Annotated in this window: 21 protein-coding genes; 13 read left to right on the plus strand and 8 right to left on the minus strand. The window is 63.3% G+C overall.

All coding sequences use genetic code 11. The features are described from left to right. Positions 1-10: 10 nt before the first annotated feature. A complete protein-coding gene (locus tag C1H69_RS16245; RefSeq protein WP_102654421.1) occupies positions 11-958 on the minus strand; it encodes an AEC family transporter in 948 nt (315 codons plus the stop codon). A 224-nt stretch (positions 959-1,182) separates the two neighbouring features. Here C1H69_RS16245 and C1H69_RS16250 point away from each other — a divergent pair, with 224 nt between their 5' ends. Genes C1H69_RS16250 through C1H69_RS16260 form a run of 3 tightly spaced genes read left to right on the plus strand, consistent with a single transcriptional unit; the run spans position 1,183 to position 3,952 of the window. After that, positions 1,183-1,998, plus strand: coding sequence for an alpha/beta fold hydrolase (locus tag C1H69_RS16250; protein ID WP_102654422.1), 816 nt, complete (start codon positions 1,183-1,185; stop codon positions 1,996-1,998). Beyond that, positions 1,995-2,891 (plus strand): alpha/beta fold hydrolase, encoded by an 897-nt coding sequence (locus C1H69_RS16255; RefSeq protein WP_102654423.1) that lies wholly within the window; start codon positions 1,995-1,997, stop codon positions 2,889-2,891. The genes C1H69_RS16250 and C1H69_RS16255 overlap by 4 nt, the downstream gene beginning before the upstream one ends. Further along, positions 2,891-3,952: a patatin-like phospholipase family protein gene (locus C1H69_RS16260; RefSeq protein ID WP_102654424.1), complete on the plus strand. Its 1,062-nt coding sequence runs from the start codon at positions 2,891-2,893 to the stop codon at positions 3,950-3,952. The genes C1H69_RS16255 and C1H69_RS16260 overlap by 1 nt, the downstream gene beginning before the upstream one ends. A gap of 12 nt (positions 3,953-3,964) precedes the next feature. Here C1H69_RS16260 and C1H69_RS16265 read toward each other — a convergent pair whose 3' ends face one another. After that, on the minus strand, positions 3,965-4,543 hold the full coding sequence (locus C1H69_RS16265; RefSeq protein ID WP_102654425.1) for a Smr/MutS family protein: 579 nt from the start codon (positions 4,541-4,543) through the stop codon (positions 3,965-3,967). 117 nt (positions 4,544-4,660) lie between these two features. Between C1H69_RS16265 and prmB the strand changes: the two genes are divergently transcribed. From prmB to phaC, 5 genes are all read left to right on the plus strand, one after another. After that, the gene (gene prmB / locus C1H69_RS16270; RefSeq protein WP_102654426.1) at positions 4,661-5,614 is read left to right on the plus strand and encodes a 50S ribosomal protein L3 N(5)-glutamine methyltransferase; all 954 of its coding nucleotides are present in this window, start codon (positions 4,661-4,663) and stop codon (positions 5,612-5,614) included. Positions 5,615-5,652: 38 nt separating this feature from the next. Then, positions 5,653-6,738, plus strand: a complete 1,086-nt coding sequence (aroC, locus tag C1H69_RS16275) for a chorismate synthase (RefSeq protein ID WP_102654427.1) — start codon at positions 5,653-5,655, stop codon at positions 6,736-6,738. Between the two features lie 76 nt (positions 6,739-6,814). Beyond that, positions 6,815-7,231 carry a hypothetical protein gene (locus C1H69_RS16280; RefSeq protein ID WP_102654428.1) on the plus strand — a complete coding sequence of 139 codons (417 nt, stop codon included), beginning with the start codon at positions 6,815-6,817 and terminating at the stop codon, positions 7,229-7,231. Between the two features lie 161 nt (positions 7,232-7,392). After that, entirely contained in the window at positions 7,393-7,839 is a 447-nt protein-coding gene (locus C1H69_RS16285) for a phasin family protein (protein ID WP_102654429.1), read from the plus strand. A gap of 153 nt (positions 7,840-7,992) precedes the next feature. Continuing rightward, positions 7,993-9,831: a class I poly(R)-hydroxyalkanoic acid synthase gene (gene phaC, locus C1H69_RS16290; protein WP_102654430.1), complete on the plus strand. Its 1,839-nt coding sequence runs from the start codon at positions 7,993-7,995 to the stop codon at positions 9,829-9,831. A 76-nt stretch (positions 9,832-9,907) separates the two neighbouring features. Here the strand turns inward: phaC and lnt are convergent, their stop codons facing one another. From lnt to miaB, 5 genes are all read right to left on the minus strand, one after another. Next, on the minus strand, positions 9,908-11,392 hold the full coding sequence (gene lnt, locus C1H69_RS16295) for an apolipoprotein N-acyltransferase (protein WP_102654431.1): 1,485 nt from the start codon (positions 11,390-11,392) through the stop codon (positions 9,908-9,910). Between the two features lie 25 nt (positions 11,393-11,417). Further along, the gene (locus C1H69_RS16300) at positions 11,418-12,293 is read right to left on the minus strand and encodes an HlyC/CorC family transporter (RefSeq protein ID WP_102654432.1); all 876 of its coding nucleotides are present in this window, start codon (positions 12,291-12,293) and stop codon (positions 11,418-11,420) included. Continuing rightward, positions 12,290-12,814, minus strand: coding sequence for an rRNA maturation RNase YbeY (gene ybeY, locus C1H69_RS16305; RefSeq protein ID WP_102654433.1), 525 nt, complete (start codon positions 12,812-12,814; stop codon positions 12,290-12,292). The genes C1H69_RS16300 and ybeY overlap by 4 nt, the downstream gene beginning before the upstream one ends. Continuing rightward, the gene (locus C1H69_RS16310; RefSeq protein ID WP_102654434.1) at positions 12,811-13,887 is read right to left on the minus strand and encodes a PhoH family protein; all 1,077 of its coding nucleotides are present in this window, start codon (positions 13,885-13,887) and stop codon (positions 12,811-12,813) included. Before C1H69_RS16310 ends, ybeY begins: the two co-directional genes overlap by 4 nt. 109 nt (positions 13,888-13,996) lie before the next feature. Next, a complete protein-coding gene (gene miaB, locus C1H69_RS16315) occupies positions 13,997-15,340 on the minus strand; it encodes a tRNA (N6-isopentenyl adenosine(37)-C2)-methylthiotransferase MiaB (RefSeq protein WP_102654435.1) in 1,344 nt (447 codons plus the stop codon). A 249-nt stretch (positions 15,341-15,589) separates the two neighbouring features. Here miaB and C1H69_RS23870 point away from each other — a divergent pair, with 249 nt between their 5' ends. The 5 genes from C1H69_RS23870 (at position 15,590) to C1H69_RS16335 (ending at position 18,778) form a co-directional block, all read left to right on the plus strand. Next, positions 15,590-15,799, plus strand: coding sequence for a helix-turn-helix domain-containing protein (locus C1H69_RS23870; protein ID WP_205738513.1), 210 nt, complete (start codon positions 15,590-15,592; stop codon positions 15,797-15,799). Beyond that, positions 15,796-16,725: an RNA-guided endonuclease InsQ/TnpB family protein gene (locus C1H69_RS16320; protein ID WP_205738514.1), complete on the plus strand. Its 930-nt coding sequence runs from the start codon at positions 15,796-15,798 to the stop codon at positions 16,723-16,725. Before C1H69_RS23870 ends, C1H69_RS16320 begins: the two co-directional genes overlap by 4 nt. Positions 16,726-16,948: 223 nt before the next feature. Next, positions 16,949-17,275, plus strand: a complete 327-nt coding sequence (locus C1H69_RS16325) for a DUF1820 family protein (protein WP_102654436.1) — start codon at positions 16,949-16,951, stop codon at positions 17,273-17,275. Positions 17,276-17,494: 219 nt separating this feature from the next. Then, on the plus strand, positions 17,495-18,124 hold the full coding sequence (locus tag C1H69_RS16330; RefSeq protein ID WP_102654437.1) for a TIGR04211 family SH3 domain-containing protein: 630 nt from the start codon (positions 17,495-17,497) through the stop codon (positions 18,122-18,124). A 9-nt stretch (positions 18,125-18,133) separates the two neighbouring features. Continuing rightward, positions 18,134-18,778: a thiopurine S-methyltransferase gene (locus C1H69_RS16335; protein WP_102654438.1), complete on the plus strand. Its 645-nt coding sequence runs from the start codon at positions 18,134-18,136 to the stop codon at positions 18,776-18,778. A gap of 31 nt (positions 18,779-18,809) precedes the next feature. On the opposite strand, the gene C1H69_RS16340 is transcribed toward C1H69_RS16335, so the two are convergent. Beyond that, positions 18,810-19,400, minus strand: coding sequence for a YajG family lipoprotein (locus tag C1H69_RS16340; RefSeq protein WP_102654439.1), 591 nt, complete (start codon positions 19,398-19,400; stop codon positions 18,810-18,812). Between the last annotated feature and the right edge of the window lie 185 nt (positions 19,401-19,585).

Raw genomic sequence — 19,585 nt, forward strand, 5'->3', positions numbered from 1 at the left:
GCTCCCGCGATCAGATCAAGCCGGCGAGGCGGAGCCCAAACACCCCCAGTGTGATGGTGACGCTTGCCATCAAGGTGGTCAGGGCAATGATATTGGCGGTGAGCATGGCGTTGCCGCCCATCGCCTTGGCCATCACGAAAGCTGCCGCTGCCGTGGGGCTGGCGAAGAACAGGAACAGCACGCCCAGTTCGCGTCCCTCGAAGCCGGCCAGCCAGGCCGCAGCGGTGGCCAGGGCCGGTAGCGTGACCATTTTCAACGTACTGGCCCCCGTGGCGAGCCTGCCTGACTCCATGATCGACCCCAGGGACAGGGTGGCTCCGATGCAGATCAGCGCCAGGGGCAAGGTCAGCGAGGCGAAATATTCGCCAGATGTCATCAGCCAGCCGGGCAGGCGGAGCTCCAGCGCCGCCACTGGTACCGCCACCACCACGGCCAGGATCAGCGGGTTGTGAGCGATATGAGTCACTATGCTGCGCCAGTCGGTATTCTGGTCTGGCTGATAGGTGGCCAGGGCGATCACCGAGAAGGCGTTATAGGTGAGAATGACCACGCCGAGCAGCAGGCCACCGGCGGAAAGTCCATATTCGCCGTACATGCCGGCGGCCAGGGCGAGGCCGACGATGCCGCAATTGCCACGAAAGGCACCCTGTACATACACGCCTCTGTCGGTGTACGGCACCCGCAGGATGGCCCACCCCCAGCAGAAGAGAAAGCTGCCCAGGGTGGCCAGGGCAAAGAAGCCCAGCAGCCCGGGATTGAGAGTGGCGTCCAGGTCGGCCTTGATGATGCTGAGGAAGATCAGCATCGGCATGGTGCCCTTGAACACCAGCAGCGAGGCGGTGTTGATGAAGCCCTGGTCGATCCAGCCGGCACGCTTCAGCCCCAGGCCGATGAATACCATGGCGAAAACCGGGAGGGTGATCTCGAGGGTGCTGAAGAATACGTCGAGCAGGGCCATGTCAGCGGACCAGCCACAGGCCGACCGTCACGGCGGCGATCACGGTGATCCAGAAGATCCGGTTACGGATGCGTGTGTCGCGCGGTGGTCGCGGATCAGAGGGCATGGCTAGACTCCAGTGGGCAGGGGAGCGGCATCGGCCGGATTGACTTGGCGAAATAGGGTAAACCCGTTAGCCTGCTATCGCCACTGACATTACGTTTCGTTCGACCTGGATTTCAGCCATGACCGTTTCCACCGCCACCCGACGACCGCGACTGGTCTTTGCCCATGCCAATGGATTTCCCGGCATGAGCTACCGTAGCCTGCTTGCGCCGCTTCGCGAGCGATTCGATGTGCATCCGGTCGATCGGCTGGGGCACCACCCCGATTACCCCGTTGGTGCCAACTGGTTGGCACTGAGGGATGAGCTGATCGATCACGTGACCCATCGTGACGAGCCGGTCATCGGGGTCGGGCACTCGATGGGCGGAGTCTTGATGGCAATGGCGGCCGAGCATGCGCCCGGTAGCTTTCGTTGCGTTGTCATGCTGGACCCGCCGCTGATGCTGGGCCTGGATGCCTGGAGCATGAAGGTGGCCAAGCGCTTCGGCTTCATCGACCGCGTCACGCCTGCGGGGAAATCCAAGGGAAGGCGGTCGGAGTGGCCGAATCGCGATGCCATGGCCAACCATTTGCGCCGCCGGGGCCTGTTCCGGCGCTTTACCCCGGATGCCCTGCATGACTATGTCGAGGGTGGCACCCGGCTGCGCGATGACGGCGCCGCCGAACTGGTCTATGACCCGGTGATCGAGACCGAAATATTCCGCCATTTACCGGATCACCTGACACGCCTCCCGAGGAGCCTGCGCGTCCCGTTCGGGCTGCTGGCGGGCAGCGAGTCGGACCTGATCACGCCGGCGCGCCGCCGTCGCCTGGAGCGACACGGGATCAACCTCGCCCTGGTACCCGGCACTCACATGTTTCCCATGGAGCACCCTGAAGAGACCCGCCGGGCCTTGTTGACGATGCTCGACGAGCTTCTGGAGGTGTCCCGATGAGCGAGGCTCGGTCACTCACGCTGGCCGGTGGGCGGCTGGCAGGCTTGTGCTGGGGCGATGATGCCGCTCCGACCTGGCTCGCCTTGCATGGCTGGCTGGACAATGCGGCAAGCTTCACGCGCCTGGCCCCCCATCTGGTCGAACGTCTGGGGGTTCGGGTGGTCGCCATCGATTTCACCGGCCATGGGCTGTCGCAGCATGTCGAGGGCGATTACGCCCTTTGGGATTATTGTCACGACCTGCTGGACGCCGCCGATGAGCTGGGCCTGGAGCGTGTCACGCTTCTGGCCCACTCCATGGGGGCCGGCGTGGCTTGCCTGACCGCCGCGGCCCTGCCGGAACGGGTCGAGCGGCTACTGCTGATCGATGGCCTGGGTGTCGTCACTACCGAAGTGGAGGACACGCCCGCCCAGCTTCGTAAGGGGCTACGGGCAGCGCGCCGCCCGCTGTCGTCCGTACCGCGCTATCCTGACAGTAGTACCGCCGTGGCGGCTCGGGTTGCGGGAGGGGTGACGTCCATCGACGGGGAAACCGCGACGCCGCTGGTAATGCGCAATCTGATGTCCGAGGGCGATGGGCATGTGCGGCTGCGTACGGATGGCCGTCTACTATGGCCATCACCGGTTCGCCTGACGCCCGATCAGGTACTGGCGACACTGGGCAAGATTCGTGCTCCAGTACTGCTGATCGAAGGTGAAACGGGCATTCTCGGTAATCGGGATACCGTGGCTGCCGCACGGGCAGTGGTTCCGGTGCTCACCCGGCGCGTATTGCCGGGAGGGCATCACCTTCATCTCGAGCCCGGTTCCGTGGTGGCGGTGGCGGATGCCATCACCGACTGGCTCGTCTCGCCCGAAGCGTTTGAAGAAAGGGGGGCACAAGGAGAAACCTGATGAGCGATCGACGAGCAGCGGAGATGGGCAAGCGCGTCGCCCTGACGCTTGGCAGCGGCGGGGCTCGTGGCTATGCGCATATTGGCGTGATCCAGGTACTCGAGGCCCGTGGCTACGAGATCGTGGCGATCTCGGGTTGCTCCATGGGGGCGGTCATTGGCGGTGTCTATGCGGCGGGAGGTCTCGACGCGTACCGAGACTGGGTATGCCAGCTCGATTACTTCGATGTGCTCAAGCTGGTGGACGTGACCTGGAGTCCGATGGGAGCCATGCGGGCCAGCAAGGTGATGAGCAAGCTGGAAAGTCTGGTCGGGGACATTCAGATAGAGGACTTGCCGATTCCCTTCACCACCGTGGCCACCGACCTGGTGCGCCAGCGCGAGGTATGGTTCCAGACCGGCTCTCTGTTGAGGGCCATGCGTGCCTCTATCGCGGTACCCGGCGTCATTACCCCCGTACATGTGGGAGAACAGACCCTGGTCGACGGTGGTCTACTCAATCCGCTACCCATCATTCCTACCGTATCGGCTCACGCCGACTTCATGCTGGCCGTGAACGTTACCGCTCACAGCCCGCATCCAGTGACACTGAAAGACCTGATGCCGCCTGAAGACGAGACTGCGGAGGCTGAGGCCGGTTCGTTGAGCGGCTGGATGGACGTGCGTGGCGTGACGCGTCGGTTGCTGGATGGGCTGGGCAATGGCGGCAACGAGACGGGTGGTGATATCGAGGAGAGCAAGGCCGGCAAGGTGGCCACGGGTCGTCGAGCCTGGGGGCGGCTGGACATGGTCCTGGCCTCCTTCGATACCACCCAGGCGGCATTGGCCAAGTACAAGATCGCCGGCTACCCCCCTGATGTGCTGATTGAAGTGCCCAAGACGGTCTGCGGCGCGTTCGAGTTCCACCGTGCCGAGGCGTTGGTTCGGCTGGGACAGCACCTGGCCATGGAAGCGCTGGACCGTTACGAAGGTCGCACCCGAAGTGGTCCGGGAGGTAACGCGGGAATGGTGGTGGAACCGGCACAGATAGCGGCGGAACGGGAGTCGGGGGGTGGGGCCTAGGCCTGGGATCGGCTAGGCATTCTGCCCATGGCGCCGGAGCAGGACATAGACGGCGCCCGTGCCGCCGTCGACATCCCGGGCCGACGTGAATGCCAGCACCGCGGGCCACTCTCGTAGCCAGGCATTGACATGGCTCTTGATGACGGGGTAGTTCGCCGTACTGCCCCACGCCTTGCCATGAACCACCAGTACGCACCGCATCCGGCCTGAGGTCGCCTCGCGCAAGAAGCTCTCCAGCTCGCGTCGGGCTTCATCCAGGGTGTGGCCATGCAGGTCCAGGCCCGCCTCCCAGGCTATCCGCCCCCGTTTCAGCTGGCTCCGGGTACGGTAGGGCAGGTCCGGCAGGGCAAACTCCAGGGCTTCCGATGGGCGAACCGGCTCGACACGGCCGTCGCTGGTCCGGCTGCCCGCCGCCTCGGTGTTGTCTGCGGCTACCGCGGCGGCACGGCGCTCGGCCGCAGCGGTGTCCTGGCGGCGGGGGCGTCCCGGGTCGGCACGATCAGTCGTGATAGGCCGCACGCCGGCTTCCCGCAACGCCTGGCGAAAGGCATTGACGTCGTCATCTTCCGGGGGCGGGTGGCGTCGGCTCATGCGGGACTCTTGCTGGCGAATCGAGCCGCCAGTATAGCGAGCTGAGAGCCGCTGTGAACCGCCCGCCGCCACGGGTACAATCAAGAACCTGTTCGCAACCGATCCGCAGGACCTCCCGTGGCCGAATCCCCCCCCGTTTCCCGTTCGACGTTGACTCTTGACGACGAGGCGCTCTGCGCCGGTCTCGTCACCCTGCGTGACTACCTGCGCTGGGCCGCCAGCGAATTCCACCTGGCCGGCCTGTTTCATGGTCACGGCACCGATTCCGCCTGGGACGAAGCCGTCACGCTGGCATTGGGGTCGCTGCATCTGCCCTGGAACGTGGATCCGGCCGTACTCGATGCGCGCCTGCTTCCCATGGAGCGCCTGCGCATCGTGACCCTGGTGCGGGAGCGTATCACCACCCGGCGACCGCTGCCCTACCTGTTGGGCGAGGCCTTCTTTGCCGGTTTCCCGTTCAGCGTCGATGAGCGCGTGCTGATCCCGCGATCGCCCATTGCCGAGCTCATCGAGTCGGGCTTCGCCGCCTGGTTTCCCGAGGAGCCTCCGTCGCGGGTGCTCGATCTGTGTACCGGATCGGGATGCATCGGCATCGCCACGGCACTGCACCTGCCCACCAGCGATGTGGACCTGACCGACATCAGCCCGGATGCCCTGGCCGTAGCCAAGCAGAACATCCAGCGCCACGACGTGGGCGCGCGTGTCCGGGCCGTCCTCTCGGATGTGTTCGACGGGCTTGCCGGCCAGCGCTATGACCTGATCGTCTCCAACCCGCCCTATGTGGATGCCCGCGACCTCGCCACCATGCCTGCCGAGTTCCGTCACGAACCGGCACTGGCGCTGGGGGCTGGCAGTGATGGATTGGATATCGTGAGGCGTATCCTGCGCGGTGCCCGTGCTCATCTTGCCGATGATGGGGTGCTGATCGTGGAAGTGGGCAACTCCGACCGCCACCTGGAAGCCGCCTTTCCCGAGGTGCCTTTCCTGTGGCTCGATTTCGAGCGTGGCGGTCAGGGGGTCTTCGCCCTTGCCGCTGCGGAACTCGACGCCCATGCGGCGTCCTTCGCCTGATCGTCCGGGGCGATCACCCGATACCAGGAGGCACGTCCATGTCCGGCAATACGTTCGGCAAGTTGTTTACCGTCACCACCTTCGGCGAGAGCCACGGCCCGGCCCTGGGAGCCATCGTCGATGGTTGCCCCCCGGGCCTTCCGCTTGCCGAAGCGGATCTGCAGCATGACCTGGACCGCCGTCGTCCGGGCACCTCGCGCCACACCACCCAGCGCCGTGAACCCGACCGGGTCAGGATCCTGTCCGGCGTCTTCGAAGGGGTGACCACCGGCACGTCGATAGGACTGTTGATCGAGAACACCGACCAGCGCTCCAAGGACTATTCGAACATCAAGGACCAGTTCCGCCCCGCTCACGCCGACTATACCTATCATCACAAGTACGGGGTACGCGATTACCGGGGCGGTGGGCGCTCAAGCGCCCGGGAAACCGCCATGCGGGTGGCTGCCGGTGCCATTGCCAAGCGCTACCTTGCCACCCGGGGAATCCGGGTGCGCGGTTACATGAGCCAGCTCGGTCCCATCGAGATCGCCTTCAAGAGCTGGGAGGGGGTGAACGACAACCCCTTCTTCTGCCCCGACCCTGGCAGGGTGGCCGAACTCGAGACCTACATGGATGAACTGCGCCGTGATCAGGATTCGGTGGGCGCGAAAATCACCGTCGTGGCGGACGGGCTACCGCCGGGCCTCGGTGAGCCGGTCTTCGACCGACTCGATGCCGAACTGGCCCATGGGCTGATGAGCATCAATGCGGTCAAGGGAGTGGAGATCGGTGACGGCTTTGCCGCGGTGTCACAGCGTGGCAGCGAGCATCGCGACGAGATGGCGCCGGAAGGATTCCTGTCCAACCATGCCGGCGGTGTCCTGGGCGGTATCTCCTCGGGCCAGCCGCTGATCGCTCATCTGGCGCTCAAGCCCACTTCGAGCATCACGACGCCGGGACGTTCCATCGATCGACATGGTAACCCGGTCGACGTCGTCACCAAGGGACGCCACGACCCTTGTGTCGGTATTCGTGCCACGCCGATCGCCGAGGCGATGATGGCGCTGACGCTGATGGATCACCTGCTGCGCCATCGGGCCCAGAACATCGATGTGCGGGTGACGACACCCATACTGCGTTGAGTGAGGTGCCTGGACCGGCCCGTCGAGACCGACACGGGCTGCTACACTCAAAGGACAACTAGAGCCGAGTATCGCCATGAAGATCAATGTCGAGTTCGACCTGACGCCCGACGAGTTCCGTCGTTCCCTGGGCCTGCCCGATGTCGAGGCCTTCCAGCAGGACCTGCTGAACCGGATTTACAAGCAGATGGAGTCCGGCGTGGAAGGCTACGACCCCATGAGCCTGATGCAGCCTTTCCTGCAGCAACAGGGGCTGCCGCAAGGGCTCACGCAGGGCCTTTCCCAAGGGCTTGCCAGTTTCGGCACCTATCAGCAGATGATGCTGGATATGCTGCGACAGGCGGGTAGCGGTGCAGGCAAGAGTCGTGCAGGAACGGCGGAAACGGAGAGCGGCGGCGATGGCAAGCAGAAGGGGGAAAAGGTGAAAGAGCCCCCCGGACGAGCAGCCAAGAAGACGGCGAGCGCTCGCTCTCGTTCACGGCGCAGCGAGTGAGCCCTGCGCCCGGTGCTGATGTTGGTCCTTGTGGTCGACATTGTGTTGCAACAGGGCTCATGGCAGACTACGCTTTGTGCAGTGCAGCATGATGCCATGCGGCTTGCTTGAGGTGCGAAACTGCGCCCCGCATGTTTCCCGGCCCACAGGAGGTTACCACCATGCAGGACAAGATGATCGACAACTTCAATCAGCAGACACGCCGCTTCTTCGAGCCCATGCGCAAGCTGAACTCACTGATGCTCGGCAACATGGAAAAGATGACCGAATATCAGCTCGAGGCCATGAAACGCTACAGCCAGATGGGTACCGAGCGCATGCGCAGTGCGTCTGAAATCAGCGATGCCGAGGGCCTCCAGCAGTTTGGCGCCGAGCAAGCCGAAATGATGAACGAGCTCTCCAAGCAGATGATGGAAGATGCCAAGGTGCTCGGCGAGATGAGCCAGGAATTCAAGACCGAGCTGGAAACGCTCTTCAGCGAGGCTAGCCAGCAACTGGCCGAGCAGGCCCGCGAGGCCGGTGCAAGTGCCAAGCAGGCCAAGGCGGACGCCCCGGCCAAGGCGGACGCCCCGGCCAAGGCCGCGAGCCAGTCCTCTCGCAAGAGCTGAGGGTCGAAAGCGAAAGGTGCCGGAACGGAAAGTGTCATTGCGCTGTTCGGGGTAGCCCGGGCAGTGCTACCTGCCTCCACAGGGCCCGGCAACGGGCCCTGTGGAGGCAGGTTCGTTGCAGTCACGCAGAGAGTCGATGATCAGGAGAGGGCTATGCAGCCAGGGTTGGAAGGTCCGTCTCAGGCCGAGTGGGAAGAGTGGAACGCACAGTTGCAGGAAGTGGGGCAGCAATACCAGGCCTTGTTGCAGGACCTGCTGGAAAAGATGGCGCCCGATGCGGCGGCCGATACCATCCATACCGATATGCGGGAAGCTTTTCAGGCCGGTGCCGAGTCGCTGATGCGCAACCCGCAGCTCCTGTGGCAGACCAAGGCTTGCCTGTTGCAGGATCAATGGCGGCTTTGGCAGAACGGCTGGCGAGCCGTTTCGGGTGAAGCGGTAGAGCCGCTGGTAGTGCCGATGCCTGGCGACCGGCGTTTCCAGGACGAGGCCTGGACCCAGGATCCCTGTTACCAGGCCATCCTGCAACAATACCTGCTGTTTTCCCGTACGGTCGAGGGGCTGATCGAGCAACTGGAGGGGTTGCCGGAACAGCAGAAGCGCAACCTTGCCTTCTATGCCCGTCAATTGGTCAACGCCATGGCGCCGACCAACTTCATTACCACCAACCCGGAGGTGATGCGCCGTATCCAGGAAACCCGCGGACAGAACCTCGTGGATGGCCTGACGCAACTGCGCAAGGACCTGGCCAATTCCTCCGATGGCCTGAATGTGACCATGACCGATCGCAGTGCCTTCGAGATCGGTCGCAACGTTGCCGTGACGCCGGGCCATGTGGTCTTCGAAAACGAGTTGATTCAGCTGATTCAGTACACGCCCACGACGGATACGGTATTCAAGACCCCGCTGCTCGTGGTGCCGCCCTGGATCAACAAGTACTACATTCTCGACCTGCGGCAGGACAACTCACTGGTCAAGTGGCTGGTCGACCAGGGTCATACCGTCTTCCTCATTTCCTGGCGCAACCCTGGTCCCGAACAACGCGACCTGACCTGGGCCGATTACATGCAGATGGGGCCGATCACGGCGATGGAAGCCATTGGGCAGGCCTGTGGCGAGAAATCGGTCAACCTGTTCAGCTATTGTGTCGGCGGTACTCTGGCAGCATCCACCGTGGCCTATCTCACCAGTACTCGTCGTGGCCGCAAGGTCAAGTCGGTCACCTACATGGCCACGCTGCAGGATTTCCGTGACCCGGGAGAACTCGGCGTGCTGCTCAGCGAGCCGATACTGGCCGGCATCGAGGCGCGGCTCGAACAGAATGGTTACCTGGATGGGCGCTCCATGGCCTATACCTTCAACCTGTTGCGCGAGAATGACCTTTTCTGGTCCTTCTATGTCAGCAACTACCTGAAGGGCGACAATCCGGCACCTTTCGATCTGCTCTACTGGAACACCGACGGCACCAATCTGCCGGCGGGCACCCACGGCTGGTATCTACGGCACATGTATCTGGAGAACCGGTTGGCGCAGCCTGGCGGCATCGAGCTGGACGGGGTCAAGATCGATCTGCGCAAGATTTCCACGCCCAGCTATTTCGTGTCCACCCGTGATGATCATATCGCCAAGTGGAACAGCACCTACTACGGAGCCCTGTTACCCAAAGGGCCTGTGACATTCGTGCTGGGAGGCTCGGGCCATATTGCCGGTATCGTCAACCCGCCTCACAGGAACAAATACGGCTATTGGACCAACAGTGAGCTGCCGGACACCCATGAGGAGTGGTTCGAGGGTGCCGAGTTTCACGAAGGCTCCTGGTGGCCACACTGGCAGCAGTGGATGACGGAAGGGGGCTACGCCGATCCGGACAAGCGGGTTCCGGCCCGACAGCCCGGCGAGGGGGAGCTGCCCCTGCTCGAGGAGGCTCCGGGCCGCTATGTGCGCGCGACCATCCCCGAGGTACTGGGCGAGGTGCCGTCCAGTCAGGCATGAGCCAGCCATCGCAGGTTGGTAAAAGAACGGGGCCCGCCGAGTGCGGGCCCCGTTTCGTCAGGTCCTGCAAGAAGGTTCAGGTCCGGGTAGTCGCATGGCCACGGCGTGGTAAGCGAAGGCCAGGTACCACGAGCAGGGCAGCCAACAGCCATGCCGGCCAGCTTCCGGTGCGGGTGAAGGGGGTCAGTCCCTGCATGGGAACGGCTTCGCCGGTCAACGCGATCGTCTCGAACTGTGGTGCGCGAGCGATAACCCTTCCCTGGTCATCAATGATGGCGGTAACGCCGTTGCTGGTAGCCCGGACCACGTAACGGCCATTCTCCAACGCGCGCAGCCTGGCCATCTGCAGGTGCTGCAGGGGGCCGATCGATTCGCCAAACCAGGTGTCGTTGGAAACCGTCAGGATCAGCTCGGCGTCTCTGGCGCGGTTGGCCACCAGGTCGGCGTAGATGATTTCGTAGCAGATGGCGTTCCCGATGGTGGTGCCTACGGCCTGGATTGGCGGCTGATCGGAAGGCCCGCGAGTCATCGCCGGCATGGGCAAGTCGAAGAAGGCAATGGTGCCGCGCAGCCAGCGTTCCAAGGGCAGGTATTCGCCGAAGGGCACCAGGTGCGCCTTGCGGTATTCGCCTTCCGTATCGCCGATCCCGATCACGCTGTTGTAGTAAAGACCCCGCCCCTCTCGCTGCAGAATACCGGTAAGCAGGGCGCTGCCGGGGGCAAGATTGGACTGGGCGCGCTCCAGAATCGGTAGCGCCTCGTCCTCGAACATGGGCAGCGCGGCCTCTGGCCATACGATCAGGTCGATGTCGTCCGGTTGGTCGCGTGTCATCTCCAGGTAGGTATTGGCGGCGATACGCCGTCCTTCAGGTGTCCACTTGATCAACTGCGGCAGATTGCCTTGCAGCAGTGCCACTCGAAGGGGGCTGCCCGCAGGCTCGGTCCACTGGTCTGGCAGGGCCAGGGGGGCCAGCCATAGAGCCGCGATCGGTGCCGCGGCCCACCAGCGGCGGCGCAGGAACTCGATCGCCAGAGTGCCGCTCAGTACGGTGATCAGCGACAGGGCGTAGACGCCGCCAATCGGTGCCCAGGGCGCCAGCGGTGAGTCGACATGGGCACTGCCCAGCAGGAGCCAGGGAAAGCCGGTGAACAGCCAGGTGCGCAGCCACTCGCCCAGCACCCAGGCGCCGGCGAACGTCAGGACGGCGAGTCGTGGTCCGGTCAGCAACCGGTATAGCCAGAGCGTCGCGGCGAAGAAGAGCGCCATGGCGCACACGAACAGGGTGGTCAGGAATAACGCCAGCGGGACCCCGGTGTAGCCATAGTCGTGTATGGAGACGTAGACCCAGGAAGCCCCGGAGCCGAACAGCCCGACACCATAGATCCAGCCCTTGAGGGCGGCCTGGCCGGGCGTCAGGGCGTGGATGCCGAGATAGATCAGGCCGGCGGCTATCGGCCCCAGCCACCAGAGTTCGAAGGGGGAGGCGGTCAGCGTGGTCAGCACCCCGGCGACAAGCGCCAGGAGGTGGCCGATCGCCGGGGATGGGCGTAGCTCGGTCATGGGTCGTCCCTATCCGGGGTATCGTTCATTCGTTCTGGGAAAGCGACTCATCGCACGCGGCGGCTTCCAGCAGTCGGATGCGCCGGTTGTCGGCATTGAGTACGGTGAAACGCCAGCCGCCGAGTTCGGCATGCTCGCCGCGTCCGGGAAGGTGACCGAAGCGCTGCATGATCAGGCCACCCACGGTATCGAACTCATCGTCGGAAAAACGCGTGCCGAAGCGCTCGTTGAAATCCTCGATGGGTGTCAGGGCGCGAATGGCATAGCGACCTTCGCCCAGCTCGCGGATGTCATCGTCCTCGTCGGTATCGTGTTCATCCTCGATGTCGCCGACGATCTGCTCGAGGATATCCTCGATGGTCACGATGCCTGCCGTGCCGCCATACTCGTCGACCACCACCGCCATGTGGTTGTGAGTGTCGCGAAACTCCTTGAGCAGGCTGTTGAGTCGCTTGGACTCCGGGACGAACATGACGGGACGCAGGACATCCTCTATCCGAAAACGCTCACGCTCCTCGTCGGGACAGTTGAGCAACTGTAACAAGTCCTTGACCAGTAACAACCCCTTGACCTCATCGAGGTTCTCGCCGATCACCGGGTAGCGGGAATGACCGGTCTCGTGGATCAGCGTCAGGTACTCTTCCGGAGGCTGGTCAGCGGCAATGGCTGCGACCTGGGAGCGGGGGATCAGGACTTCGCGTACCTGCTGATCGCTGATCTGCAGAGCCCCCTCGATGATCATCATGGCGTCCTGTTCCAGCTTCAGCCGGGTGGCGGCCTGGCGCAGGAACTCCATCAGTTCATCCCGCGAACTGGGGCCGTCATTGTCACCTGAAAGGGCGCCGAGTAGTCTTTCTAGCCAGGACTTTCCGCCCTGGCCGGTCGATCGGTCTTCGCTCATGGATCGAGTCTCTCGTCCTTGCTGTCGAAGTGTCGCTCGTTGTCGTGAATGTATCGGGGAGGCGCATAGGGATCCTCGATGCATAGACCGGCCAGTATGTCGCGCTCCAGCTGTTCCATCGTTTCCGCTTCGTCCTCTTCGAGATGATCGTGGCCCAGCAGGTGCAGGGTGCCATGAACAACCAGGTGTGCGTAGTGTTCTTCCAGGTTCTTGCGCTGCTCAAGGGCTTCCCGTGCGACCACCGGATGGCAGATTACCAGGTCGCCGAGTAGAGGGAGCTGGATACCGGGAGGGTTTTCGAATGGAAACGACAGCACGTTGGTGGGCCGATCCTTGCCACGGTAGTCGCGGTTCAGGGCTTGGCTCTCTTCACTGTCGACGAAGCGGATGGTGATCTCGAGCCGCGTTTCTTCGGGGTGGCGGGCCAGTACGGCTGCGACCCAGGCTTCGAGCTGGCCCTGTTCCGGTAGCGTCTTGCTCGACGAGGCTACCTGTCGGTCCACTTCCGGTGAAGGGGTCATGTCGCGCTGTCGCCCCTGTGGCGTTCGCGTTCCTGGCGCAATATTTCGCGCTCGCGGGTGCGTGCCTCCTGGCGGGCGCGCTCCTGAACCTCCTGGTCGGCCTCGAAGCTTTCATAGGCTTCGATGATCCGCTGCACGAGGGGGTGGCGAACCACATCCTTGGCGGCAAAGTGCGTCACACCGATGCCGGCGGCCCCCCGCAGGACTTCCAGTACCTGTATCAGGCCCGAGCTCTGGCCGCGGGGCAGGTCGACCTGGGTCACGTCGCCGGTGATCACCGCCGTGGAGCCGAAGCCGATCCGGGTCAGGAACATCTTCATCTGCTCGCGAGTCGTGTTCTGGCTTTCGTCGAGGATGATGAAGGCATTGTTCAGCGTGCGTCCGCGCATATAGGCCAGCGGGGCGATCTCGATCACTTGGCGCTCGATCAGCTTGCCCACCTGCTCGAAGCCGAGCATTTCATAGAGTGCGTCGTAGAGCGGGCGCAGGTAGGGATCGATCTTCTGAGCCAGGTCGCCGGGCAGGAAACCCAACTTCTCGCCGGCTTCCACGGCGGGGCGTACCAGCAGAATACGGCGCACCTCCTGCTGGTTGAGGGCCTCCACCGCCGCGGCCACGGCCAGGTAGGTCTTGCCGGTACCGGCTGGCCCGATGCCGAAATTGATGTCGTGGGTACGGATGCTCGAGACGTAACCCTGCTGGTTCTGTCCGCGCGGCTTGATCAGTACCTTCGGCGTGCGCAGCAGCACCTCTCCGTCGCTGTGCCCTTCGTCCTCTTCCAGCGCCTCGAGACCGGACTCCTGCAGGAAAAGATGCACGGTATCCGGCGATAGCTGGCTGGCTTCCGCTTCCCGATAAAGGTGCTCGAGGACATTCGCCGCGGCCTTCACCCGCGGCCCTGGCCCGGCCAACTGGAACACGTTGCCGCGATTGCGCAGGGTGACACCGAGTCGTTCCTCGACCAGTTGCAGGTGCTCGTCTCGCTGGCCGCAGAGATTGGCCAGTCGTTGGGGGTCATTGGGCTCGAGGCTCAATGTGATGATGCGGTTCGCCTGAGAGGTTTGCTGGCTCAAGACAGGGGGATCCATGCGTTGCGTGTAGGTAGTGCCCAGCTTACTGCCCCGGCGAAGGCCGGGGCAATGGCAGAATGCGCCGAGGCAGAGCGTTCCGTGGCAGCGTCAATCAGTGTAGCGCTGGTGAAGCCAACTCGCCGCGTAGCGAGTTGGGTAGCGCTTCCGTGATGGTCACGTCGACGAAGTGGCCGATCAGGGCCGTGGGGTTGGGCGCGCGGAAATTGACTACCCGGTTGTTCTCGGTTCTCCCGGAGAGCTGGCCCGGGTCCCTGGGCGAGAACCCGGAGATCAGGATGCGCTGGGTCGAGCCCACCATCCGGCGACTGATCTGCATCGCCTGCTGAATGATGCGATCCTGCAGGATCGCCAGGCGCTGTTTCTTGACGCTCTCCGGCGTATCGTCGTCGAGACTCGCCGCCGGTGTGCCTGGGCGAGCCGAATAGACGAAGCTGAAGGAGTGGTCGAATCCGATACGGTGAATCAAGGCCATCGTGTCCTCGAAGTCGGCCTCGGTCTCGCCGGGGAAGCCGATGATGAAGTCCGAAGAAAAGCTGATGTCCGGACGCAGCGCGCGGATGCGCTCCATCTTCTCGACGTATTCCTCCACGGTATGGCCGCGCTTCATCGCCGCGAGAATGCGGTCGGAGCCCGACTGCACCGGAAGGTGGAGGTGGCTGACCAGCTCCGGCACTTCACCGTAGGCTTCGATCAGGGTGTCGGAGAACTCAACGGGATGAGACGTGGTGAAGCGCACCCGGTCGATACCATCCACCGCCGCCACGCAGCTGATCAGCTCGGCCAGGTCGATCTCGTCGCCCAGCAGGTTCTCGCCCCGGTAGGCATTCACGTTCTGGCCCAGCAGATTGATTTCACGTACGCCCTGGTCGGCGAGATGGATCACTTCCTCCATTACCCCCTCGAAGGGTCGCGACACCTCTTCGCCCCTGGTGTAAGGCACCACGCAGAACGTGCAGTATTTGGAGCAGCCTTCCATGACCGAAACGAAGGCAGTGGCTCCATCGGAGCTTGGGCTCGGCAGGTGATCGAACTTCTCGATCTCCGGAAACGTCACGTCGACGACCGAGATCTGGTCGTTGCGGCGGGCATCCAGCATCGAGGGTACGCGGTGCAGGGTCTGTGGGCCGAACACCATGTCCACGTGGGGGGCTCGCTTGCGCAGGGCCTCGCCTTCCTGACTGGCCACGCAGCCGCCCACGCCGATCACGAGGTCGGGCTTGGCTTCCTTGAGCTTCTTCCAGCGGCCAAGCTGGTGGAAGACTTTCTCCTGTGCCTTCTCGCGAATCGAGCAGGTGTTGAGGAGGATGACGTCGGCATCGCCTTCGTCGTCGGTCAATTCAAGCTGGTGGGATTCCCCGAGCAGGTCCGCCATGCGCGCGGAGTCGTACTCGTTCATCTGGCAGCCATGAGTCTTGATGAAGAGTTTCTTCGCCATAAGAATAGAGGCCATGGTCGGTTGCCCGACGTGTGCGTCACCGGTGAGTGGAGCGTCGCGGATACGGTCGCAGGGGCCGTTCTCGAAGGTCAATCATTATACGGAAGCACTCGCGGCGGGGCCAGCATGGTCGCCTTGCCCCCCATTGACCCGTTGCGCGACAAGCCTCGGCGTTCAGACCGAGGAAGGATAGCGTGAACAGCGTAGCTGTTCTATAGTGCTGTATATCAATACAGCCAAGGTGCGGTAATGCAACGCCTCCAGGCCTTCAAATACGAACTGATACCGACAGGCGAGCAGGTGCGCAACATGCGCCGCTTCGCTGGCTCGTGCCGGTTCGTGTTCAACAAGGCGCTGGCGTTGCAGAAGGAGCGTCACGAGCGGGGCGAGAAGATGCTGGGCCATGCGGCACTGTGCAAGCGGCTCACCGGCTGGCGTCGTAGCGATGATACCCCGTGACCCACCCGCTCCAACAGTCGCTGAAAGACCTGGAGCGCGCCTACGCGCACTTCTTCGCCAAGCGGGCCGACGTCCCGCGCTTCAAGAAGAAAGGCCGGCGCGACAGCTTCCGCTATCCCGGCCCCAAGCAGATCAAGCTTGACCAGGGCAATAGCCGCGTCTTCCTCCCCAAGCTTGGCTGGCTGCGCTATCGCAACAGCCGAGACGTGTTGGGTCGGGTGAAGAACGTCACCGTGAGCCAATCATGCGGCAAATGGTTCGTGGCAATTCAGACCGAACGCGAGGTTGAACAGCCGGTGCCGAAAGCCACCCGCGCGGTCGGTATCGACATGGGGATTGCCCGCTTTGCCACGTTGTCGGATGGGTCACTCGTCGAACCCCTCAACAGCGTCAAGCGACACGCAACGGCCTTGCGCAAGGCGCAGCAGGCCATGAGCCGCAAGACCCGATTCAGCAACAACTGGAAGAAGGCCAAAGCCCGCGTCCAGCGACTCCACGCCCGCATCGGCAATGCCCGCCGCGACTACCTGCACAAGACCTCGACCACCATCAGTCAAACCCACGCGATGGTATGCATCGAAGACTTGCAGGTACGTAACATGAGCCAGTCGGCGGCAGGCACTACCGAACAGCCGGGCCGAAACGTTCGGGCCAAGTCCGGCCTGAACAAGGCCATCCTCGATCAGGGCTGGTTCGAGTTCCGTCGTCAACTGGACTACAAGCTGGCGTGGAACGGCGGTTGGCTCATTGCCGTGCCGCCGCGGAACACCATCCGCACTTGTCCCGAGTGTGGCCATGTGTCGGCGGACAATCGCCGGACCCAGGCGCGCTTCGAGTGCGTGGATTGCGGTTTCGCGGAACACGCCGATGTGGTCGGCGCGATCAATGTGTTAAGGGCAGGACATGCCGGTTCGCCTGTGAAGTGAGCGATGCGGTAATGTCGCCAGCAGCAGGAACCCACCGAGGTGAGTCAGCCCTGGTGGGCTGAACACGGTAGGAATCCCCTTCCTTTCCGCCCTTTCTTTGGGTGGTGAGCGTCAGCGAGAGGAAGGGGAGGATGTCAATGTGATACCCTTGCGAATCGGCATGGGTGCGCCCCGATCCGGTGGCGCAGAACGGCAAATTCGTACGGGAAGGAAACACGGTTTTATGGCGGCCAAGCCGATCTATCGGGTGGTTTTTCACCAGCAGGGTGAAGTCTGGGAACTGTATGCCCGCGAGATTTTCCAGAGCGATCTCTGGGGGTTCATCGAAGTCGAGGAATTCGTTTTCCAGGATGGTTCGAAGCTGGTGGTGGACCCGTCTGCCGACAGGCTGCGTCATACCTTCGATGGTGTGACGCGAAGCTATTTGCCCATCAACTCCATCGTCCGTATCGATGAGGTGGAGCGTGAGGGGACGCCGCGGGCAGTCAAGAGCGAAGGTCGGGTGGCGGAGTTCCCGCGCGGCCCGATGCCGCCGACTCGGGAGCGCTGAGGGCTGGTCAGGAATTGACCAGTTGGGCGCCGAACCATGCCGGGCTGCATGTGTCGGTTACTTTCCAGCGGTTTTCCCGGGACTTATCCACAGAAGCTGTGGATAGACTCAAGAAGACAGCAGTCTCATCGGCCGTCGTTAGAACGGGAGGTTCGGCAACGGCATACAGGTCGCGGCAAAGCAGCTGCCGCAGGAGCCTTCGATAGCCAGGACAACGGCATGACGATGCAACGATTCAAGACACTGTTGGCGGGTGTGGCCCTGGGGCTCGTGACCCTGCCATTGCAAGCCCAGCAGGACAATGACGGTACCCGGTGGGTGTCCGACGAGCTGACGACCTACGTGCGCAGCGGACCGACGGACGGGTATCGGATCGTCGGCACCCTGACGTCTGGTGAGCCGGTGACGGTTCTCGAGACCAGCGGTAACTACAGCCGGGTCGAGAACAGTGAAGGCAATACGGTCTGGATATTGAGCAATGAGTTGCAGCAGGAACCCAGTGCCCGGGAACAGTTGCCCGACCTGGAGAGCCAGGTCGTGGCGCTCCAGGCCGAGCTGGACGGTATCAACGAGACCTGGGAAGGGCGGGTCTCGGCGATGACCGAGACGCTGGAAGTGCGTGAGCAGCGCATCGCCGAACTGGAAGCACGCAGCCAGCAGTTCGATAGTGAAGCCGACCAGGCGCGCCAGACCATCCGCCAGCTCCAGGCCAGGCTGGACACCCAGGAAGAGGACCTGCTGATGCGCTACTTCATGTATGGCGGCGGTGTGGCCGGTGCGGGCTTGCTGGTCGGGCTGATCGTTCCCCACTTGCCCCGCAAGCGGCGCAAGCGTGACCGTTGGTTCTGAGGAGACCCCATGGCTCGGGAATGGCTGGACCGGTGGCGTGAGGGTCGAATCGGTTTTCATCGCTCGGATACGCATCCCGCCCTGATCCGGTACTGGCCTCTGCTTGGTGCCAAGCCCGGCACCAAGGTGCTGGTGCCGCTATGCGGCAAGAGCCTCGACATGCGCTGGCTGGCGCGGCACGATCATCCGGTATTGGGTATCGAGCTGGCCGAAGAGGCTATCGAGCAGTTCATTGCCGAGGGCCGGGGGGAGGTGTCGCGTTATCAACAGGGCCCTTTCTCCGTCTGTCGTCAGGGAAGCGTGGAGCTCTGGTGTGGGGATTTCTTTCATTTCCATATCGAGCAGGCCGCAGAGATCGGCGCCTTCTACGACCGAGCGGCACTGATTGCGCTTCCCCCGGCGACCCGTCAACGTTATGCCTTCCATCTCGCCCAACTGATACCGCCGGGGGCCCGCGGGCTGCTGGTCAGCCTCACGCGTGCGCCCGGTGACGACGGTGGTCCTCCCTTCACTGTCACCGCAGAGGAAGTCCGTGAGCTCTTTGAGCCCAACTTCCAGGTCACGCACCTGGAAGATGGTGATCCGGAAGAGGGCAGCGGGTTTCGCGAGAGTATCTGGGCGATGGTTCGCCGCGGGCCTCTGCTTTGCCCATGACCCGACGTGTCGTCATGGTGTGGCGCTGTGCTCAGCGGGCCAGCAGTTGACCGAGTTCGGGGTCGCGGAAGGCACGGTCGAGAGCGTCGCTGAGCAGGTCATTGAGCATGCGGGTATTGGTGTCCCGGTCCGGGCGCACGGCGAAGCTTTGAGTGCGCCGTGAGGTATAAGTACCGGTATAGGTGTTGCCCCGGTTGACCACCCTGGCCTCGAGTACGGCTTCCAGGCGGGCCTCGTCGATGACCGGCCGGCTTTCGCCCCGCTCGTAGCCCAGGTGCAGCAATGTCAGGGTGAGGCTGGGCTGCCCATCGGCAGCTTGAGTGGTGGGCGAGAAGCCCATGTCGCTGACGGCGCGCTCGGCCTCGCGCTGCAGGTGCGGTATCAGTTCGTGAGCGCTGACGGTAATGGTGGCGGTCGACATGGCACTGCCGGTACGGGTGCCGATCACTTCACCGTCACGATCATCGACTGCCATGACGGTGATGGACTGGCCGCTGCCGGTACTTGGCACGTCGGCGCTGCGCTGGGGGTTCAACTGCAGGTAGTGGGGGCTGGCGCAGCCAGCCAGCATGGCCCCGGCCAGCATGGCGGCACCGGCACGCAAGAAGTGACGTCGAAGCATCCGACTCTCCCGAGTGTCATGATGGGGCTCGATCCCTGGGCCTGATGCACAGGATACGAGCCTGGTTTGAGAAAGAATCCGTCTCGTCGAGACGCGGTAGTGACGCAAAGGGCGAGTATAACGTTCTTCATCGACCCTGACGTAAAACGCTTCGCCATGGCATCATTCCCCATCGCCAGGGGCCC

Source organism: Billgrantia endophytica, assembly GCF_002879615.1.
GTDB lineage: Bacteria > Pseudomonadota > Gammaproteobacteria > Pseudomonadales > Halomonadaceae > Halomonas > Halomonas endophytica.

What these genes read in the sequence shown, in the direction of transcription:
- C1H69_RS16335 (WP_102654438.1), top strand. Translation starts at nt 18,134, where the DNA reads ATGGCTCGGGAATGGCTGGACCGGTGGCGTGAGGGTCGAATCGGTTTT.
- C1H69_RS16260 (WP_102654424.1), top strand. Translation starts at nt 2,891, where the DNA reads ATGAGCGATCGACGAGCAGCGGAGATGGGCAAGCGCGTCGCCCTGACG.
- lnt (WP_102654431.1), bottom strand. Translation starts at nt 11,392, where the DNA reads ATGACCGAGCTACGCCCATCCCCGGCGATCGGCCACCTCCTGGCGCTT.
- aroC (WP_102654427.1), top strand. Translation starts at nt 5,653, where the DNA reads ATGTCCGGCAATACGTTCGGCAAGTTGTTTACCGTCACCACCTTCGGC.
- C1H69_RS16245 (WP_102654421.1), bottom strand. Translation starts at nt 958, where the DNA reads ATGGCCCTGCTCGACGTATTCTTCAGCACCCTCGAGATCACCCTCCCG.
- C1H69_RS16300 (WP_102654432.1), bottom strand. Translation starts at nt 12,293, where the DNA reads ATGAGCGAAGACCGATCGACCGGCCAGGGCGGAAAGTCCTGGCTAGAA.
- C1H69_RS16280 (WP_102654428.1), top strand. Translation starts at nt 6,815, where the DNA reads ATGAAGATCAATGTCGAGTTCGACCTGACGCCCGACGAGTTCCGTCGT.
- miaB (WP_102654435.1), bottom strand. Translation starts at nt 15,340, where the DNA reads ATGGCGAAGAAACTCTTCATCAAGACTCATGGCTGCCAGATGAACGAG.
- C1H69_RS16250 (WP_102654422.1), top strand. Translation starts at nt 1,183, where the DNA reads ATGACCGTTTCCACCGCCACCCGACGACCGCGACTGGTCTTTGCCCAT.
- C1H69_RS16325 (WP_102654436.1), top strand. Translation starts at nt 16,949, where the DNA reads ATGGCGGCCAAGCCGATCTATCGGGTGGTTTTTCACCAGCAGGGTGAA.
- C1H69_RS23870 (WP_205738513.1), top strand. Translation starts at nt 15,590, where the DNA reads ATGCAACGCCTCCAGGCCTTCAAATACGAACTGATACCGACAGGCGAG.
- C1H69_RS16255 (WP_102654423.1), top strand. Translation starts at nt 1,995, where the DNA reads ATGAGCGAGGCTCGGTCACTCACGCTGGCCGGTGGGCGGCTGGCAGGC.
- C1H69_RS16340 (WP_102654439.1), bottom strand. Translation starts at nt 19,400, where the DNA reads ATGCTTCGACGTCACTTCTTGCGTGCCGGTGCCGCCATGCTGGCCGGG.
- C1H69_RS16330 (WP_102654437.1), top strand. Translation starts at nt 17,495, where the DNA reads ATGACGATGCAACGATTCAAGACACTGTTGGCGGGTGTGGCCCTGGGG.
- C1H69_RS16285 (WP_102654429.1), top strand. Translation starts at nt 7,393, where the DNA reads ATGCAGGACAAGATGATCGACAACTTCAATCAGCAGACACGCCGCTTC.
- ybeY (WP_102654433.1), bottom strand. Translation starts at nt 12,814, where the DNA reads ATGACCCCTTCACCGGAAGTGGACCGACAGGTAGCCTCGTCGAGCAAG.
- C1H69_RS16265 (WP_102654425.1), bottom strand. Translation starts at nt 4,543, where the DNA reads ATGAGCCGACGCCACCCGCCCCCGGAAGATGACGACGTCAATGCCTTT.
- phaC (WP_102654430.1), top strand. Translation starts at nt 7,993, where the DNA reads ATGCAGCCAGGGTTGGAAGGTCCGTCTCAGGCCGAGTGGGAAGAGTGG.